General features: G+C 51.2%; 9 protein-coding genes. 2 read left to right on the forward strand and 7 right to left on the reverse strand.

The features are described 5' to 3' along the window. Positions 1-1131: 1131 nt before the first annotated feature. The 3 genes from ST42_RS12680 to hflX all read right to left on the reverse strand — a co-directional run bounded on the left by ST42_RS12680 (position 1132) and on the right by hflX (position 7726). Positions 1132-4035: a M16 family metallopeptidase gene (locus ST42_RS12680; protein ID WP_044073761.1), complete on the reverse strand. Its 2904-nt coding sequence runs from the start codon at positions 4033-4035 to the stop codon at positions 1132-1134. Positions 4036-4506: 471 nt separating this feature from the next. Then, positions 4507-6435 (reverse strand): DUF4954 family protein, encoded by a 1929-nt coding sequence (locus ST42_RS12685; RefSeq protein ID WP_044073762.1) that lies wholly within the window; start codon positions 6433-6435, stop codon positions 4507-4509. 28 nt (positions 6436-6463) lie between these two features. Beyond that, positions 6464-7726 carry a GTPase HflX gene (gene hflX, locus ST42_RS12690; RefSeq protein ID WP_022316317.1) on the reverse strand — a complete coding sequence of 421 codons (1263 nt, stop codon included), beginning with the start codon at positions 7724-7726 and terminating at the stop codon, positions 6464-6466. A 1150-nt stretch (positions 7727-8876) separates the two neighbouring features. Here hflX and ST42_RS12695 point away from each other — a divergent pair. Next, a complete protein-coding gene (locus ST42_RS12695; RefSeq protein WP_044065595.1) occupies positions 8877-10526 on the forward strand; it encodes a fumarate hydratase in 1650 nt (549 codons plus the stop codon). A 530-nt stretch (positions 10527-11056) separates the two neighbouring features. After that, the gene (locus ST42_RS12700) at positions 11057-12349 is read left to right on the forward strand and encodes an ATP-binding protein (RefSeq protein WP_044073763.1); all 1293 of its coding nucleotides are present in this window, start codon (positions 11057-11059) and stop codon (positions 12347-12349) included. Positions 12350-12577: 228 nt separating this feature from the next. On the opposite strand, the gene pnuC is transcribed toward ST42_RS12700, so the two are convergent. The 4 genes from pnuC to ST42_RS12725 form a co-directional block, all read right to left on the reverse strand. Beyond that, positions 12578-13210, reverse strand: a complete 633-nt coding sequence (gene pnuC / locus ST42_RS12705; RefSeq protein ID WP_044073764.1) for a nicotinamide riboside transporter PnuC — start codon at positions 13208-13210, stop codon at positions 12578-12580. A 71-nt stretch (positions 13211-13281) separates the two neighbouring features. Beyond that, positions 13282-15570, reverse strand: coding sequence for a TonB-dependent receptor (locus ST42_RS12710; protein ID WP_022315543.1), 2289 nt, complete (start codon positions 15568-15570; stop codon positions 13282-13284). A 1766-nt stretch (positions 15571-17336) separates the two neighbouring features. Further along, positions 17337-18227, reverse strand: a complete 891-nt coding sequence (locus ST42_RS12720; RefSeq protein WP_044073767.1) for an Abi family protein — start codon at positions 18225-18227, stop codon at positions 17337-17339. 562 nt (positions 18228-18789) lie between these two features. Further along, positions 18790-20253: an AAA family ATPase gene (locus ST42_RS12725; RefSeq protein WP_156139374.1), complete on the reverse strand. Its 1464-nt coding sequence runs from the start codon at positions 20251-20253 to the stop codon at positions 18790-18792. Positions 20254-20315: the final 62 nt, after the last annotated feature.

Below are 20315 nucleotides of genomic sequence, written 5' to 3' on the forward strand. Positions count from 1 at the left end.
AACAACAACTTTTATATAAGAACAAAAACCTTGATAAACCCAAGGCGGATTACTCTGTCTATGATTTCTGCCAATCACATCAGCCCCCTCTCGTTCTCAAACCCATCCTAACCTTCCCCAAGGGAAGGAACAAGTTACCCTGCTTTGTCAAAGACTTCTTCAGCCAATGACATCAGCCCCCACCTAACCTCCCCCGAAGGGGAGGGACAGTTACTTTGCTACTGAATTCAGTCAATCTCTTCAGCCCCCACCTAGCCTCCCCCGTTGGGGAGGGATAGATACTCTGCTACTGAATTCAGTCAATCTCTTCAGCCCCCACCTAGCCTCCAAACCCATCCTACCCTTCCCAAAGGGAAGGAATAAGTTACTCTGCTTTGTCAAAGACTTCAGCAAATCAATTCAGCCAATGAACATCAGCCCCCACCTAGCCTCAAACCCATCCTAACCTTCCCCAAGGGAAGGAACAAGTTACCCTGCTTTGTCAAAAACTTCTTTAGCCAATGACATCAGCCCCCACCTAGCCTCCCCCGAAGGGGAGGGACAGATACTCTGCTTTGTCAAAGACTGTTGGATGCAGGTTACTCTAGTTAATGATGAGTCACCGATAATCAGATTACTATGGGTAATAATCAAATTGCCATGGGTAATAATCAGATAGCCAATGGTATCTCTCCCTCCCCTTCGGGGGAGGTTAGGTGGGGGCTGGATGGCAGTATGCGGAGTAATAATTATTGTTTCCACACGGCTCAGAATTACGAATAGGAAACGGCTTCCTGTGCAGCCGGTTTATCTTGGTTTATCGCTTGTATTCTTTTGCGAGGTGGTGACAAGGTCGCCACCGATTCCTGTCATACAGGTAGACTGTCGAGAGCTTGCTCTCGTAAGGGCGACCTGTGTGGCAGGAATCAAGCCGTAAGGCTCGCAAAAGGATACAGGGTTTTATCCCGGTTTTTGTCTGAAAATGAATACATGTCCTCTTAATAAAAACATCGGGCAGACAAGCCGACGAAGGAATATCCTTGTCAGCTTGACTGCCCGTCTGATTGTCTACTTGTCTACTCGTCTCTCGTTTACTAGTAACTCGTTTACTTATTTACTCGTATCTCGTCTATTAGTCTACTTGTCCCCGGTTTAGTATCCGAAGATTTCCTCTGTAGAGAGTTTCTTCACCGGTCCGATCTTCTCGAGCGACTTCATGTCGATGTCGCTCTCGTCGCCGAGGATGATGTAGCGGAAAGGCTTGTTGGCGATGTTCTCGTTGACGAACTTCACGAGGTCTTGCAGCGTGATCTTCGGGAGCACGTTATACACCTTCTGCTGCAGACTGTATTCGTAGCCCAGCTTCTTGGCGTTGAGATAGCTGTAGATGATGTTGAGCTTAGTGGTGCGGCTTGCCTCGATGCGCTTCATTTCTGCCTGCTTGGCGATTTCGAATGCCTTCTCCGACTGCGGCACGTTGTTCATGATGCTGTTGAAGGTGGCGATACAGTCCGTCATCTTGTCGTTCTGAGAGATGATGCTGGTGAGGAAGAATTCCGAGTCGGCCGGGCGGTATGGTGTCATATAGCTTGCCCATGCGCTGTATGCCAGTCCGCGGCTCTCGCGCAGCTCCTGGAACACCACGGTGTTCATGCCGCCGCCGAAGTATCCGTTGAACATGTTTATCATCGCCTCGTGTTCAGGTGTCCACTTCTTGCCCTCGTTGTGATACTGATACATGTAGATGTTCTTTGCCTTGTATGGCGCAATCACAACCTCGTTGGCAGGAGTCAGCTCCATCTTGTATGGGCGGCTCTCAGGTTCGGCTCTGAATTTCTTGGGCAGTGCGTGGTATTTGTCCACCACCTTTGCCATGTCCTTCACCTCCATCGGTCCGTAGTAGAGCACGGTGTGCTTGTAGTTCTTCAGGTCTTTGAGCATATCGATGAGCTTCTGCGGGTCGAGGTTCTTCAGCTGTTCGTTGCTTGGGATGTTGCGCTGAGTGTTGTATGGGCCATACATGGCATATTTGGCGAGAGCCCTGAAGTTCTGGTCCTGGTTCATCTTTGCATCCTGGCGCGCCTTGAGTTCGCTCTCCACCCAGCGGCCGAAGGCTTCCTTGTCCACCTTGGCGTTCTGGAGGAAGTTCTCGAAGAGAGTCATCGCCTGCGGCATGTTCTCGCTCAGACCGTTGAGGGTGATGCTCATATTCTCGGTATTCACGTTGATGCTGTAGTCGCATGCCAGCTTGTAGAACTCCTGCTTGAGCTGCTCGGCGGTCATCTTGTCTGTGCCGAGATATCTGAGATAGTCGGCAGCATAGGCGAGCATGTTGTTTGCCTCCTCGCCGAAGTCGTAGCGATAGCTGAGCACGAAGAGGTCGTTGGTCTTGTTCTTCACGTAGAGCACGGGGAGCTTCTTCTTTGTCTGCGCCTTGGTGAGGTCTTTGTCGTAGTCAACGAAGCGTGGTTTGATAGGCTCCACCTTAGAGTTGATGATCTCTGTAACGAACTGGCTCTGCAGGTCGCGGTTAGACGGGATGGCGGTGATCTGCGGTTTGTCTATCTTCTTCTGCGTGTTGTCCACACCCTCCTTCTTGTACACTGCCACGTAGTTGTCGGCGAAGTGTTTCCTGGCAAATGCCATGATGTCCTGCTTTGTCATCCGGGAGATGCGGTCGAGATATGTCACGTGGTCGTTCCAGTCTTTTCCGTTCACGAAAGCCTGCACGAACTCGTTTGCTCTCCACTGGTTGCTCTCGAGCTGGTTGTTGTAGTTGAGCTTCATGTTGTTTACCACCGATGGCAGCAGGTCGTCGCTGAAGTCGCCTGTCTTGAGCTTAGCGAGCTCACCGAGGAGCAGGTCGCGCACGCTGTCGAGAGTCTGTCCCGGCATCGGCTGGCCGAAGAGGATGAACTCAGAGTATTCGTTCATTCCGTTGCAGAATGCTGCGGAATACTGGCATTTCATCTTCTGGTTCACGTTGAGGTCGAGGATTCCCGCCATGCCGTTTGAGAGCATTTCAGAAATCACGTCGAGGGTGTCAGACTGCAGCGATGCAGCCTTGTCGAACTTCCATCCCAGCATCATGCACGATGCCTCCTGTCCCACGATTGTGGTGTCGCGTGGCGATGTGATGGGAGCCACGGGGGCGTAGGTGGGGAACGAGAGGTTGTCGCTCTTCTTCCATGATCCGAAATACTTGTCTATCTGTGCTATCACCACATCGGGGTCGAAGTCGCCAGCCAGACAGATTGCCACGTTGTTTGGCACGTAGTAGCTGCGGAAGTAGTTCTTGATGTTTGTTATAGAAGGGTTCTGCAGGTGCTGCTGGGTGCCGATAGTGGTCTGGGTGCCGTATGGGTGTGTGGGATAGAGCAGCTTGTGGAGCGAGTTCCAGAGCTTGTTGTTGTCCTTTGCCAGTCCTATGTTATACTCCTCATACACAGCCTCGAGCTCTGTGTGGAAACCGCGTATCACCATGTTCTGGAAGCGGTCGCTCTCCACCTTGAGCCAGTTTTCCACCTCGTTTGAGGGGATGTTCTCCACATAGCATGTCACGTCGTTGCTGGTGTAGGCGTTGGTGCCTTCGGCTCCGATTGACGACATGAGCTTGTCGTATTCGTTGGGGATGAAATACTTTGCGGCAATCTGCGAAACGCTGTCGATTTCGTGGTATGCCTGCCGGCGCTGTGCCGGGTCGGTGAGCTTGCGGTAGTGCTCGTAGCGGCGCTCGATGTCGTCGAGGTATGGCTTCTCCTTGGCGGCGTCTACGGTACCGAACTTTGATGTTCCCTTAAACATGAGGTGCTCCAGATAGTGTGCGAGTCCGGTGGTTTCGGCAGGGTCGTTCCTGCTGCCGGTGCGCACTGCGATGTAGGTCTGGATGCGCGGTGTTTCGCTGTTCACCGAGAGATACACCTTCAGTCCGTTGTCGAGGGTGTAGATGCGGGCGTGCATAGGGTCGCCGGGCACCGCCACATACTTGTAATCTTTTGCCTGTGTGCCGATGGAAAACACGGCGAGACAGGCTACAAACATTGACTTTAATTTCATAATATTTATTTTAGGATATAATTTGTTCTTTCTTGTTTTTTTTGTTGTTACTTTGCAACTGAACTTCAGCCCCCTCTCGTTCTCAAACCCATCCTAACCTTCCCCAAGGGAAGGGACAAGTTACTCTGCCAATGAACTTCAGCCCCCTCTCGTTCTCCCCCGTAGGGGAGATGCAGGTTACTCCGAATTGTCAAAGACAGGTGGATGCAGGTTACTCTGTTACTGTCATAGACTGGTGGATGCAGGTTAGTCTTGCTTTATGACAAACCGATGACAGTCAGTCAGCCAATGGTATCTGTCCCTCCCCTACGGGGGAGGCTAGGTGGGGGCTGATGTCATTGGCAGAGTAACCAGTTCCTTCCCTTTGGGAAGGTTAGGATGGGTTAGCGGTTAGGTGGGGGCTGGTGGCAATTAGTCTTTTCATATATCATGATAGACTTACCAAGTCCACCCAATCTGTCCCTCTCTGATTCACGAAGCCGGCTCCTCCTCTTCGAGTTTTGCCAGGAATCCGTTCAGAGTGGCATCGTCCACGTCGCCCAGTTCGTATTCGCGCTCGGCGTCGCGGCGTACCATGTCATACCATTCGCGGCGCGCCTCATGACAGCTGTCTATCAGGCGGCGGCGGTCGTCGGCATCCATACTGTTCCATCCGTAGATGGCATCAGCGATACGCAGCGCCAGTTTCCTGTCGATGTCGGTGTCGAGACTTCCGCCGTCGTAGTAGCGGCATATCTCAGCCATGAGGTCTTCTGTGGTGTCTATGTTTCCGCTGGTGATGGCGTCCACGATGCGCATCACGCTGGCGTTGCTTATCTGCATTCCGCCGAGGTCGGCAAAGAGCGACGCTCCCCTGCTGAGCGGTCTGCCGAAGGTCTGGCTCGCCGTTGTGTCGTCAAACGAGGTGTTGTAGTCCGCCTCCTCGTCGGCCGACTTCAGATGGCGGTTGAGATATAGCTTTATGGCGAGCGTGTATAGCGATATTCCCTTTTCGAGCGCCGACCGCTTTATCAGCGACCCGTCGGCGGTCTGATACACTTCTCTGGCCCCCTTCTGGTCGCGCAGGGCTTCGAGCGTCACCTTCGCCTCCACCACCTTGGTCATCGTTGAGGGGTTGAGCCACTCGGTGTCCACCATGCTCCGACGGCTGCCCTGCGGACGCATGTCGCGGCGTGGCCATTTTGCGGTGTCGCGGTAGGTGCCCACGGTGGCGATGTTGCGTGCCGGCACGATGTAGGTGTCGGTGCCGTCGCCGATGACGTATGAGAACGGCAGCGACGAGGTGTCGGGATGTGTGGCAATCTTGCCCATACACATCGTGAAGGCTCCGATATGTGCCGGCCATAGGATGTGGGCGCCGCTCGCCGTCTTGGCTCCGCGCTCCATGATGCCATAGTGGATGGGTCCCATCTTGTAGGCGTGGTTGCTGAAGTTGGTTGCCGAACCGGCGTTGTAGAAGGAGTACATACCTCCGATGAGCAGCGTTGACTTGTGGTGGCTCACGCTGAACGGTCCGCAGAATGCGGCGCATGCCTCTCCGTTGGCCATGTATGAGTTGGCGAAGAAGAGGCTGTCGGTGGCTGAGAATCCGTCGGTCAGCGTGGAGTTCTCGCCGATGAAGCAGTTTTTGGCTATCGCATTGTTGCTCACCGACGAGCCGAGGGTGACGATGCATCCGTCGATTATCGCTCCGGCTCCCACAAACACGCTGTTGTCCTGTCGGCTCCACAGCGTGGTCTCGCTGATGCGCTGCGCTCCTCTCACCTCTGTCCATTGGGTTATCCAGGAGTTGGTGATTTCTATTGTGTCGGTGATGTGCACGTTGTCTTCTATCAGCGTGCGCTTCGGCATCCGGCTCATCACCTCCTCCATCACCATTCTCCTCACGGCGTCTTTAGCCTGACGTCGGGCTTCTATGGTGGCGTCGGCGTCGTCATACTGTTCGCCCAAGCATGGCGGCAGCACTGTGAGGGCTGCTATCTGGCTTGTGAGTCCGGAATAGAGCACCACGTTTCCCTCTCCCGCCTCGTTCATCACGCTGATGGTGTTTCCCTGTCCGAAGGTGGTGCCTTCGGTGGTCTGTATCACGCTCACGTTGTTGACGATGCAGTTGTCGCCGATGTCGGCGTTGCAGATGAATGCGCTCACGTTCTCCACGAGGGTGTTGTCTCCGATGGTGGAGTTTATGATGCGTGCGTGTCGAATTCCGGTGGGCAGTTCGTATCCCATGTCCGTGGTCACGGTGTCGCTGTTAGACCCTATGCTGCATTCTCCTATGAACTGCACGTCGTAGAGCCTGTCGGCAGAGAAGTTCTCTCCCACGGTGATTTTCTGCCAGTCTTCAGCGTGGCAGCGGTTCTCTTCGAGCCGCTTTATCTCTGATGGTGTGAGTGTGCGCATGATGTGTGTGTGGTGTATGGGGTTCTTTTTAATTTTGTTCTTCCTCGCTGTAGTCCTGATACAGGAAGTCGTTGTAAGGGTATTTCTGCACGTGCAGCTCTCTCACTCTCTTGTATATCACGTCTCTCATCTCCTGAATGTTTATCTTCTCGCGTGCCGAGATGAAGAGGCAGTCGTCTCCCATCTTCGCCATCCAGGTCTTCTTCAGGTCGTCGAGGGTCATGTTCTCCTTTGTGGCAGGCGTGAGGTCGTCGGCCTCTTTTTCCACCCATGTGTATGCGTCTATCTTGTTGAAGATTATCATCGACGGCTTGTCGGCGCATCCCAGGTCGGCGAGAGTCTTGTCCACCACCTTTATCTGCTCCTCGAAGTCGGGGTGGCTGATGTCCACCACATGCAGCAGCAGGTCGGCCTCGCGCACCTCGTCGAGGGTGCTCTTGAAGGAGTCAACGAGGTCTGTGGGCAGCTTGCGTATGAATCCCACGGTGTCGGCGAGCAGGAACGGCAGGTTCTCCACCACCACTTTTCTCACCGTGGTGTCGAGTGTGGCGAAGAGTTTGTTCTCTGCAAACACCTCGCTCTTCGACATGAGGTTCATGAGCGTAGACTTTCCCACGTTGGTATATCCCACGAGTGCCACGCGGATGAGGCGGCCGCGGTTTTTGCGCTGTGTGGTCTTCTGCTTGTCAATCTCGGCGAGTCGCTCCTTGAGCAGCGACATACGCTGCAGGATGATTCGGCGGTCCATCTCGAGCTGCGTCTCACCCGGTCCGCGCAGTCCCACGCTTCCCTTTCCGCCTCCCGAACCAGATCCTCCTCCCTGTCGTTCGAGGTGGGTCCATAGTCGCTGCAGTCGTGGCAGCATGTAGCGGTATTGCGCCAGCTCCACCTGCGTCTTGGCGTTGGCGGTCTGTGCGCGCATGGCGAAGATGTCGAGGATGAGGGATGTGCGGTCGAGGATTTTCACCTTCAGCTCGTTTTCGATGTTGCGAATCTGCTTTGCCGAGAGCTCATCGTCGAATATCACCATACCGATTTCTCTCTCTGCGTCTTCCTCGTCGAGTATATATTGCTTTATCTCCTCGAGCTTTCCCTTGCCCACGTATGTAGTCTGGTTGGGACCGTTCACTCTCTGCGTGAATCTCTTCACGGTGACGGCGCCGGCGGTGTCGGCAAGGAATTCCAGTTCGTCGAGATACTCCTTGGTCTTGGCCTCGTCCTGTTCCTTCGTGATGAGTCCCACGAGTACGGCTGTTTCGGCCTTGACTTCTGATATTACGAATTCTTTCATCTATGTCGTTGTCTTATGATATGCTAATATGAACAGATTATCTTATGCAAAGATAAACTAAAAAACTGATTCAACATATATATTATGGTGAAAAATCTCTTTTGCGACGGGCAATAGCGAATATACAACACAGATATTGTAATTGCGTGTTGTCGTTGGTACTCACAGATGTTGTTCTCTATTTGTAATTCTGTGCCGTGGGGGGAACAATAATTATTACTCCGCATACTGTCATCCAGCCCCCACCTAACCTCCCCCGAAGGGGAGGGACAGATACCATTGGCTATCTGATTATTATCCATGGCAATTTGATTATTACCCATGGCAATCTGATTATCGGTGACTTATCATTAACTATAGTAACCTGCATTCACCAGTCTATGTCAAAGCAGAGTAACAGTCCCTCCCCTTCGGGGGAGGTTAGGTGGGGGCTGATGTTCATTGGCTGTATTCAGTAGCAGAGTAATCTGCCTTGGGTTTATCTTGGTTTTTGTCTTTATATAAAAGTTGTTGTTACTCAGCATATCGGCAACAGCCCCCACCTAACCTCAAACCCATCCTAACCTTCCCAAAGGGAAGGAACAAGTTACTTCGCATACAGATTTCAGCCCCCACCTAACCTCCCCCGAAGGGGAGGGACAGATACCATTGACTGCATGACAGTCGTTTGCAGCTGTCTGATTATCGTTTGTAGTTATCAGATTATCAATCGCTTATCAATAGCAATAGTAACTGTCCCTCCCCTTCGGGGGAGGATAGGTGGGGGCTGATGTGATTGGTTGAAATCAGAAGCAGAGTAATCCGCCTGGGGCTTATCTTGGTTTTTGTCTTAAAATCATCAGCCGATGTATTGGCTAAGACAAAGGAGTGCAGACCCACTCCCTTTACTGGCGTTGTCGGTTTTTACGGTTCAAATTACAGATGTCTCCTCATCGCATCCCCCTCAAGACCAGGCAACACAAAAATAATCTACTCCTTGTCATTGCATTTCCAATCAAAAACTGTATCTTTGCACGTGGTGGAAGCCTTGGCTTCCCCCGCAATACGACTGTAGCATGACGAGGCCATGCGCTCACGCCCCTATGGACAAGCCGGCGCAAGGCGGAAAAAAGAAAATCAAAGACACATAATATTATAAAAACAAAACATTATGGCAACAAAACCAGATTTCAAGTATGCTCCTATGTTCCAGATGGGCAAGGACAATACTGAATACTATCTGCTCACCAAAGAGGGTGTGTCGGTAGGAGAGTTCGAAGGAAAGAAAATCCTGAAGGTGACTAAAGAGGCGCTCACAGCCCTGGCACAGCAGTCTTTCCACGACGTGGAGTTCATGCTCCGCAGAGAGCACAACCTGCAGGTGGCCAAGATCCTCAGCGACCCGGAGGCTTCTGAAAACGACAAGTATGTGGCCCTGCAGTTCCTGCGCAACGCCGAAACGGCAGCTAAGGGAATTCTCCCGTTCTGCCAGGACACCGGTACTGCCATCATCCACGGAGAGAAGGGACAGCGCGTGTGGACAGACTTCGAGGATGAGGAGGCTCTCTCTCGCGGTGTTTACAACACCTTCACCGAGGACAACCTGCGCTACTCCCAGAACGCACCGCTCAACATGTATGACGAGGTGAACACACGCTGCAACCTGCCGGCACAGATCGACATCGAGGCTACAGAGGGCGACGAATACCGCTTCGTGTGCGTGGCAAAGGGTGGCGGTTCTGCCAACAAGACATACTTCTATCCGATGACAAAGGCCACGATACAGAACGAGGGCACACTGCTCCCATTCCTCGTGGAGAAGATGAAGAGCCTCGGAACGGCAGCTTGTCCGCCATACCACATCGCATTCGTTATTGGCGGTACATCGGCTGAGAAGAACCTGCTCACCGTGAAGCTCGCCTCTATAAAATACTACGATTCGCTGCCTACTACCGGCGACGAGACAGGACGCGCCTTCCGCGACATCGACCTGGAGAACAAACTCCTGGAGGAGGCACACAAGATCGGACTCGGTGCACAGTTCGGAGGCAAATACCTGGCTCACGACATCCGCGTGATCCGTCTGCCACGCCACGGCGCAAGCTGCCCAATCGGTATGGGAGTGAGCTGCTCGGCAGACCGCAACATCAAGGCGAAGATCAATGCCGACGGTATCTGGATCGAGAAGATGGACAGCAACCCGTCGGAGCTGATTCCTGAGGAATACCGCAAGCCGGGCGAGGGAGCAAAGGGTATCGAGATCGACCTCGACAAGGGTATCGACGCAGTGCGCGCCGAACTCACGAAATATCCTGTCAGCACCCGCGTCAACCTGAAGGGCACCATCATCGTGGCGCGCGACATCGCACATGCCAAGCTCAAGGCGCGTCTCGACGCAGGAGAGGAGATGCCGGCATACTTCAAGGATCATCCTATCCTCTACGCCGGACCGGCAAAGACTCCGGAGGGATATCCTTGCGGATCTATGGGACCTACCACTGCCAACCGCATGGACCCATACGTTGACGAGTTCCAGTCACACGGAGCATCGCTCGTGATGATTGCCAAGGGCAACCGCGGACAGGTGGTCACCGACGCATGCCAGAAGCACGGCGGATTCTATCTCGGCACCATCGGCGGTGTGGCTGCAGTGCTCTCACAGAGCTCTATCAAGAGCATCGAGTGTGTGGAATATCCGGAGCTGGGCATGGAGGCAATATGGAAGATCACCGTTGAGGACTTCCCTGCATTCATCCTCGTTGACGACAAGGGCAACGATTTCTTCAAGCAGCTCAAGCCTTGGTGTCCTAACTGCAAGTAAGTTTAAACCCAAAACGCCCTAATGACCGATTGGGGTTAAACCCAAAACGGTCATTAGGCCGTTTATTGTATTTTATATTTACTGCTTGCAGTCTTTTGTTTTTTATAAGGCGTCTTTTGCTTGTTTTTAATTCGTAATAGCTCGCTATTACTCATTAAAAGCCAAACAAAATCCACTCTTCTAAAAGAACAAAATCCAGGCAAGCCCTAATGACCGATTTGGGTTAAAACAAAGGCATTATAATAATCCGGCAGAAACGTTGACCTGCGTGTCGCGTTCCTGCCGGATTTTTTCGTCCGTTTCCTCACGAAATGTGAGAGAAACCTATTGCATTCCCTCATAAAATGTGTATATTTGCAGCGTTATTCCCTCACGAAATGTGTATGAAACGGCATTTGTTCCCTCACGAAATGTGTGAGTAATGGTGTTCGTTCCCTCACGAAATGTGTATGGAATGATGCTTGAATAGTTGCTAAGTGCTTGAGACTTAGTATGTTCAGTATGTTTATTGTGGATTAAAAGTATAAGGTATGGAAAGGACGGCAATCAAAGCGCTTCAGGAATGGAAGGCAAAGGCATATCGTAAACCTCTTATAGTGGAGGGGGCGCGACAGGTGGGAAAGACCTGGCTCGTGAAGGAGTTTGCACACCGAAACTACAGGCAGCTGGCTTATGTCAACTTTGAGGAGATGAAGATATTGCGCAATCTCTTTGAACAGGATTTCGATATTCCGAGGATTCTCACGGCTATAGGTGCCGTGACGGGTGTGACGTGCAGTGAGGGCGACACGCTGATTTTCCTCGATGAGATACAGGCTGCTCCGCATGCCGTCACTTCGCTGAAATATTTTGCAGAGAATGCTCCCGGATATCATGTTATCGCTGCCGGATCGCTGCTCGGGATAGAGCTGCATCGCGGAGAGTCGTTCCCCGTGGGAAAAGTGGATTTCCTCACCCTTCATCCGATGAGCTTCGTGGAGTTCGTGATGGCGATGGGAGAGGAGAACCTGTCGGAAGTGCTGATGGCCGGCGACTGGAATATGATGGCGATGCTCTCGCCCAAGTTTCAGGAGCTGCTCAGGTATTATTACTTTGTAGGCGGGATGCCCGAGGCGGTGTTGAGCTTCAGTCGCAACCGGGACTGGAAGGAGGTGAGGGCGCTGCAAACGGCGATACTCAGCAGTTATCAGAGGGATATGTCGAAGCATGCCCCTTCAGAAATTGTGCCGCGCATCGTGGACTTGTGGAAATCGCTTCCGGCACAGTTGAGCAAGGAGAACAGGAAGTTTGTGTATGGAGTAGTGCGAGAGGGGGCAAGGGCGCGTGAGTATGAGATAGCCCTGCAGTGGCTTCAGGATGCCGGACTGATATACAAGGTGTGTAACGTGAAGGCTCCCCGGTTGCCGCTTGTGAGTTATGAAGACAGGGCGGCGTTCAAGATTTTCGTGCTCGATGTGGGGCTGCTTGGCGCCATGTCCAGTCTGAAGCCCACTACTATAGTGGCTGGCAACAGTATCTTCACCGAATTCAAGGGAGCGCTGACCGAACAGTATGTGTTCCAGCAGCTCATCCTCAGATACTCGCCATATTATTATTCAAAGGCAGCCAGCACACAGGAGATAGACTTCCTGCTTCAGGATGACGAAGATGCCATCGTGCCGCTGGAGGTAAAGGCAGAAACGAACGTCAGGGCGAAAAGCCTGCGCCAGTTCGTTGCCGACAATCAGTCGCCCAAGGCATTCCGCATCTCGATGAACGACTACAAGGAGGAGGAATGGGTCACCAATGTTCCTCTGTATGCCGTGGATGGATTCGTGTTTTAGTGACGGATGGAACAGGCGGTTATAGTCTTGATTGCCGATAGGGGAAATAGCCTGATGAACGACATTTATTTCACGTTACAATATTTTCCGATACAATATTATCCGTTGCAATATTATCCGATGCAATAATTTCCCGTTGCAATATTTTCCGATACAAAAAAAATAGAGACCACCTCTTGTTGATGGCCTCTATTTTTATTCAGTTATATGTTGTCCGGTCGGCGGTTGCTATGCCCTGACAGTCTGTTCTTTCATCATCCGCTTCCACTTGAAGTAGCCGGCTACGGCGATTGCTACATATAGTCCGTAGAGTCCTGCCTTGAAGGGGATGCCCTTCACCACATAGAGATAGCAGCACACCACGTCTACCGCAATCCAGAACAGCCATTGCTCGATGTATTTCTTTGCCAGCGCCCACAGACCGATGAAGCTCAGGGCGTTGGTGAAGGAGTCGAGCAGCGGCACCGTACTGTTGGTGAACTTCACCAGAATCCAGTATGTCGCCGCCCATGCCGCCACAAACGCCACAGCCACCGGAGCGTATCTCCTTGCCGGCATGTGGGTGATGGGCAATGCGTTCTTCGGTGCGTCGCCCATCCTCACGCCTTTGGCGAAGAGCGTCTTTATCGCCGTGCCGTATCGCCACATGACATATCCGTAGATGCCGGCGAGGGTGTAGTATGCCGCCATTCCGGCGTCGCCGTATAGCCCGTGGCTCCAGTAGAGCCAGATGTCGAGAGCCGGCATTATGATGCTCACGAGCCAGAGGGCGATATGTGCGCGGTATTCCAGCCAGATATACAGTAGGCCCAGCAGCGTGGTGAAGATGTCGAGCCAGTGTTCGGTGATAAATTCAGTCATGATGTAGTCTTATGATCCCAGTGGGAAGTATTCCGTCATTTATAATCTCGATGGGATGTTTCCCCGTCATCTTAGAATCTCAGCGTGATGTTACCCATCATCGTGAATCCCGCTGCCGGCACATATCCCAGATAAGACTTGCGGGTGTCGCCCTCATACCATCCCCAGTCGTAGCCCATCACGGCATAGTGGCGGTCGAAGATGTTGTTGAGGTCGAGACCGAGCTTCACGCTCTTCAGTCCGCAGCCCTTCAGGTTGATGGTGTAGCTCATGTTGATGTCGGTCTGAGAGAAGCTTGGCAGCTGGCGCTCGCTGCTCTCAGAGTTGTCCACATACTGCTTGCTCACGAAGTTGGTGTGCCATGTGGCGTTGAAACCCTGATAGTGGAAATCCAGGAATCCGTTGAGTATGGCGCTTGGCGAGTAGGCGAGGGTAGACTTGTCGTAGTGGTTCACGTGGTCGCCCAGATATTCGTCGAAGTCCTTTATCTTGTTCTGGCTCAGAGCGGCGTTTCCCTCCACGCTCATCCATGAGAGCGGTGCCCATCCTGCGGTCAGCTCCACACCCATGCGGTAGGAGTCCTTGATGTTTGTGGTCAGTGCCTCGCCGATGTCGCTCGTCTGTCCTGTCTGTGCAATCTGGTTGTCGTAGGCCATATAGTAGAAGTTTGCTCCGGCGTGCCAGTTGTTGCCAGTATACTGGTATCCCAGTTCATAGTCGGTCACCTGCTCCTTCTTCGGGTAAGGATAGTTGCCGTTGTCGGTATAGTTGTTGCGCTCCGGCTCACGGTTTGCGAGCGATACCGATGCGTAAGCCTTGTGTCCGCCGTTGGTGTAGCTCACTCCGGCCTTCGGGTTGAAGAAGTTGAAGTCGTCGTCCACGTCGAGTCGCTGTGCGTAGTAGTTGCCGTCGCTTCCCGTCACGAACTTGTCGTTGATGCCGTCGGTCTTGTATCCCACGTGGCGGTACTGCAGGTCGGCGAATACGTTCCAGTTGTCGAGGAACGTGTATGCTGCCTTCACGAATGCGCTGTAGTCATCCTTGCGTGCGTCGGAGTCGTAGTATTTGTATTTGCCGTGGTTGTCGAAGTATTTCTGTTCCAGTGCCTCGTCCTTGATGTATGTGAGATATCCCCAGTGGCTGCCGCGGAACTGCTGCAGGTTCACTCCTCCGGTCACGTCCCACTCCTCGTCCTTGTAGTTCACGTTGTACACCAGTCCGTAGGCGTTCTGTGTGAGTCCCTTCAGTCTCACGGCGTCGCTCTTGATGAACTTGCCTGCGTCGTTGCGTTCGTTGATGCCGAATTTCTCAGCCAGCGACTTCTTCACTTTCAGGTCCTTGTAGTATCCGCGTCCGTAGGTGTAGTGCAGGGCGGCATTGTGAGTCCAGTGTTCAGAGGGTTGCCATGTGGCAGAGAGGATATTGTGGTTCTGGTAGAAATTGTCCGTCGTGCGGTCCCATGGAGTGCCGTCGCGGTAGGTGAATGGAGTAAGCTTGTAGTTGCCGTTCTCATCCTTGTCGTAGTTTCCGAGCAGTGTGTTGCTGCGTCCCAGGCCCATCTCGTATATCTGCTTGTAAGACTCAGTTCCTTCCGGTCCGGTGATATAGTTCCAGGCCTGTCCGGTCTTCTCGAAGTTTCCGATATTCTTGTATCTTATCTGGAAGTTGTCGCCCAGCCATGTCAGTCCGCCGTAGTATGAGCCCGAGCGTCCGCGAGTGCCGTCAACGAATCCGTCGGTTGCCGTTTCGTGGTATGCTCCGTCGAATATCAGGTGGTTGAAGAGCAGTCCGGTGGAGAAGCTTGCACCCGTGTTGTAGGTGTTGTAGGTGCCGTAGGAGCCGGTCAGCTCGGCGAACGGCTTCACCTGAGGCGCCTGTGTGGCGAGCGAAATCGAACCTCCGAACGCACCGTCACCGTTTGTCGACGCTCCCACACCTCTCTGTATCTGCACGCTGCCCAGCAGTGCGGCATAGCTGTTCATGTTAGCCCAGAACACCTGCTGGTCTTCAGGCGAGTTGAGTGCCACTCCGTCGAGAGTCACGTTGATGCGGCTTCCCGCAGCACCACGCATGCGGAGGTATGTCGTTCCCGTTCCGATACCGTTCTCGCTCCATGATATTATTCCCGGTGTGCGAGAGAAGAGGTATGGCAGTTCGCGGCCCGTTGTGGAGAAGTCTTTCAGTTCCGATTTCTCGATGTTTGCCACGGCGAATGGAGCGTTCTTCTGTGCTCTCACTGCCTTCACCACCACCTCGTTGAGCTGGCGCACCTTCACGGTGTCTACGTCTTTCTGTGCAAGGGCGTTCTGTGCGCATAGCGTACATACCACTGCCATTGCCACTTGGTTGATTCTTTTCATCTTAACCTGTTTTTTTTTTATTGTTGTTTTGTTACTTTTGGCTTCCCTTTTCTGTCGTGGGAATCAGTTGCGCGGCATCTGTTCCTGCATCTCCCAATCTCTGCCAGAGCGGAGTAGCCTGCATCTCCCAATCTCTGCCGGAGCGGAGTACCCTGCATCTCCCAATCTCTGCCGGAGCGGAGTAACCTGCATCTCCCAATCTCTGCCGAAGCGGAGTACCCTCCATCTCCCAATCTCTGCCGGAGCGGAGTAGCCTGCATCTCCCCTACGGGGGAGACCGAGAGGGGGCTGAAGTTCATTGGCAGGGTAACCTGTTCCTTCCCTTCGGGAAGGTTAGGATGGGTTATCCTACGGGGGAGACCGAGAGGGGGCTGATGTTCATTGGCAGGGTAACCTGTTCCTTCCCTTCGGGAAGGTTAGGATGGGTTATCCTACGGGGGAGACCGAGAGGGGGCTGATGTTCATTGGCAGAGTAATTTGTCATGATATGCCAAGGTCGCAGACTTCCAGCCCCCACCTATCCTCCCCCGTAGGGGAGGGACAGATACTCTTGACTGTCTTATTGTAGCTTGTAGCTACTTGACTGTCAATGGTTTTTCGTTAACAATGCTAACCAGCATCTCCCCTACGGGGGAGACCGAGAGGGGGCTGATGTTCATTGGCAGAGTAATTTGTCATGAAATGTCAAGGGCGCAGACTTCCAGCCCCCACCTAACCTCCCCCGTAGGGGAGGGACAGATACTCTTGACTGCCTGATAGCTAAAGATGTGTTTCCCTGTTTCTCCACGATCAGTCATGAAGCCAATAGCGGTGGGCATTATGGTTTCTGAGAGTTGCCATATTGCCCGTCGTTTTCGTTAATGAATCAAGGGGAGTGTAGTCATTGTAGTCGTTTTCGCCTACGCCGGCATTATCCGGATCAGGTCTGTAGGGTATGGTCTCAGCATCCGCAACGGCGGCAGCACCCCTTAGCCGGCAGTTTGCCGACCGGGTGCAAAGTTACGTCTTTATTATGTCACGGCAAAATATTTCTCCACCTTTCCGCCTTTCTCCGCTATTTCACGAGTCGACGAGTTGACGAGTTGACGAGGAGTTTTCCGTCACCTACTCATATCTTCTCCGCTATTTCTCAAGTCGCGAAGTTGCTATATATATAATAAGGTGATATGGCGTGTAATTCATTCAAATATTTTCGACACGGCGTATAGGGGGATTATGTCGATGCGCTTGTTGGCGAAAACACTGTTTTTCAATGCTTTTTGCTAAAAGAAAGACCTATCAAGCGGTGTTTTTTGCTAAAAGATAGACCTATCGAGCGTTGTTTTCTGCTAAAAGATAGACCTATCGAGCGTTGTTTTCTGCTAAAAGAAAGACCTATCGAGCGGTGTTTTCTGCTAAAAGAAAGATCTATCGAGCGTTGTTTTCTGCTAAAAGATAGACCTATCAAGCGCTGTTTTCTGCTAAAAGATAGACCTATCAAGCGTTGTTTCCTGCTAAAAGATAGACCTATCGGGCGTTGTTTTCTTCAAAATCTTTGATTCTCGAAAATCAGGGACTACTCTTAGATTTGGCTATTTCATAAGCTGAAGATGCCATATAATACTAAAATCAAACAAATAGGCTGGATTTTAAGAAATCAAGGTCATTTCTTTTATTTTGCAAAATAAAAGCATTAACTTTGATTTGTTAACATTAAGCTCTAAAGCAGCCAAAGCGCGAATTCAACAAGCATGTGCTTGGATAGACTTATATCCGAACACTTGTTGCTATCTCCATAAAGGTTCTTTTTCCCATCCTTGTGGAAAGCCCATGGCATGTAAATCAATATTGGGATAATCTGCAAACAATCTGAGTAGAGAGCTTTTTAAATCCATACAAGGAGTTATAGTTTGCTCCATATATAATAAGGTGCATAACTGATGGTAAAGTTTGATAGGCTTTTGGGTTGGAGCAATCCAAGAAAGTGGAAGCCGATTTGGCAATTGTGGCTTCAAGGCAAAACGCCTGTTCCATATACGGGCATGGTGAGCACAACAATTGCGAAGCACGGTTATACACCTTATCCAACTTTCCAAGTAAGTGTATTGAGGTAGTCCAAACTCTCTTGCCACTTGCTTTTTGAGACGATTGTCCTTGAACAGACAAAATAATTTGGAAAGCGTACCAAACGAAACGACCTCCAATGTTTTCCACACAGGAGGGAGAGAAGGGAAAGTATATTTCTCGGAATGCTCCTTGATGAAATCTTCATTTGAACGAGACACCTCTTTCTTGATATTGTCAAGGCAGCCTTCATAAAAGTCTGCATTCTTGAACAATGATGCATCCATAAACCAAAATGCGCCATGCTCCATAGAGAATATCTGAATCATTTTGGTCCGAAGAGAAATCTCTATATCTTGAATTGCCTTGAATATAAGTTGACGAAGTTCTTTGTCAAAGAGATAAAGGTCGATGGCTTGTTCAAATGTACTACCCAGTTTATAATGATGAAACTGTCTGTCTTCCTCCATATATCGTAGGTAACTGGCAATACGAAAATAACTGATATTGCGAAGCTGCAATTTGGCAATTGCAATATCTTCTATCACCAGCCCTCTGTTCTGGAGCAAGGCAACCTGTTCATCTACGTTTATCGGTTGTTTGTCGTAATCCATATACCCTTTATAAAAAGCGAAGTCCCACCGTGGTACGCATCGTTGAGAGGCGTGGTGGGATTTGTTGCTGCAAAAATACTCTTTTTTATTGGACACTCCAAATATTTTTCTTCAAAATCTGCTTGTCAAATATGGATTTTAACGTAAAAAGTTCTAATTTCCAAGGTTTTCTCCTTGTAAGCTATGCGAGATTTAGAAAAATATCGAATCTTTGTCCCCGAATTAAGGCGTTCTTTGCATATTGCAAAATACAGAAACGAGCAGAAGTCCGCTCGTTTCCATATTGTTACCTATATTATAAAGGCAAACGCCTAACTTCCTGATATTCAACCAAAGTCCAATTTAGTATGAGTTAGATTCGTTACCATAATTATGGCACAGATGAATCTTACCCCATTGGACGATGTGCTTGACAAGCACTTTGGAAAAGTTGGACCATAGATTTGGGCGTGGCTGGAAAAGTGGCCTTGTGGTAAAAGCTGCAAGGCGAAGTAAAAAGCCGCACGACTGCAAGCAGTGATTGAACGCTGCATCCAGCCGGCTGGCGACCGCTTGTGTGGGATTATCTGAAGAGGTCGTCAAGTGTCAATACGGATACGAAAAGGTCGGAATATTCGTTTTTCGCCAGTTCCGTGCCGCCGATATATGTGAGGTGGAAGGTGTAGTCAGGATATTTTTCCTCCATCTTCTGCAGCCTGGTTGTCAGCGTCTGTGCATATTGTCTTGTCAGTGTGAATGGCGATTTGTAGAATTTCATCTCGCACAGGTTCACCACATCGTCGGCGCGTTCTATAATCAGGTCTATCTGCATGCCGTCGTGTTCGCCCTCTCCACGCACCACATACGACGACTCCACCGATGACACTCCGCCGATATTCAGCGCCTGTTTTATCTGCGCTATATGCAGGAAGCAAATTTCCTCGAAGGCTATTCCCCTCCATGAGGCGATGTCGCTCTCTCTGAGATGCCGCTGCCAGTAGTCTTCCTGTTTTATTTCCTTGCTCTCTTTGAAGTGGAGCCAGAACCAGCAGAATGAGTCCACGAGCTTGTAGCGCTCATCCCTGCCGCCCGAACCGAACGGCACGTATCTTATCACGAAGTCGCTGCCTATCAGTGCCTTCAGCATCTTTGTGAGGTCGCCGTTGGCCTTCAGTCCTGTCTTTTCGGTTATCTCCTTTCTTGTGAATCCGGCATGTCGCGTGGCGAGTAGCCTTACGATGCGCATGCAGTCGTCGGCATTGTCGAAAACGGAGTTGAAGAGTCGTTCAAACTCGTCTCCCAGTTTTGCGTTGCGGGCAAAGAACAGCGTGTCGATGTTTTGTGCCAGACTATATGACGGATTGAAGAAATTCATATAAAACGGTATTCCTCCCATCACCATATACGCCTGCGCCACGTTGTATCTCGACATCTTTATCCCTCGGCTCGCATAGAAATCTTCGCTTTCCTTCAGTGTGAATGGCGAGAGCTTGATCTCTCCCGTCAGTCGTCCATACAGTCCGCCTTTGTTGCTTATCAGATTGTCGAGCATCCATGATGTTGCCGATCCGCATACTATAAGGAGCAGATTGTGGCGCATGTTTCCCCATCCGTTCCAAAACGCCTCCAGGGCAGTAAGGAATCCCGACCGTGCGGTGTCCATCCATGGCAGTTCGTCGATGAATACCACCTGTCTGCTTCCGTTGTCGCAAGTGTCAAGGAATCTCTCCAGCAGGAAGAACGCCTCCATCCACGATTTCGGCTGGGCTATATTCTCCATCCCGTGGCGGATGAGCGAGAAATAGAAGTTCTGCAGTTGGGCTTTCAGCGTCACTTTGCGTTGCCTGTCGTATGGCGACAATCCTGTGTGTTGGAACACCATGTCGTCGTGGAACACCTCGTTTACGAGGAATGTCTTTCCCACACGCCTGCGGCCATATACTGCCACGAATTCAGCCCTGCCACTGTCGTAGTATCGTCTGAGCTCTGCTATTTCCTTTTTTCTTCCGATGATGTCACACATAGTCTTGCCTTTTTTCTTTTGCAAAGATAGCGATATTTTGCAAATTCCTGCAAAAAATAGCGTTTATTCCGCTACGAAGGGTGTGA

The organism is Prevotella pectinovora (assembly GCF_000834015.1).
GTDB classification, from domain to species: domain Bacteria; phylum Bacteroidota; class Bacteroidia; order Bacteroidales; family Bacteroidaceae; genus Prevotella; species Prevotella pectinovora.